This is a genomic window from Paraburkholderia sp. SIMBA_027, from assembly GCF_046535315.1.
GTDB lineage: Bacteria > Pseudomonadota > Gammaproteobacteria > Burkholderiales > Burkholderiaceae > Paraburkholderia > Paraburkholderia tropica.
Map to the genome: position 1 here is coordinate 1 of NZ_JAWRWY010001380.1, position 245 is coordinate 245.

1 protein-coding gene is annotated in these 245 nt (G+C 66.9%); it reads right to left on the reverse strand.

Annotated features, from left to right (window positions below; translation table 11 throughout):
- The coding region (locus tag SB764_RS43705) for an aminotransferase class III-fold pyridoxal phosphate-dependent enzyme (RefSeq protein ID WP_410867264.1) at positions 1 to 245 on the reverse strand (245 nt) is incomplete at both ends.

Sequence of the window (245 nt, forward strand, 5' to 3'; positions counted from 1 at the left end):
CCAGCGCCTGGGTGGCGGTGACGAACGCCAGGTTATTGCCGCGGAAAGTGCCGCTGTGGGCGCCGGGTTTCCAGACGTCCAGCTCGGGCTTCATCAGCACCAGCGACATCGGCAGGCCGAAGCCCGACAGCGACTTGGACAGCGTGATGATGTCCGGGCGGATGCCGGCGGCCTCGAAGCTGAAGAAGGTGCCGGTGCGGCCGCAGCCGACCTGGATGTCGTCCACGATCAGCAGCATGTCGTGG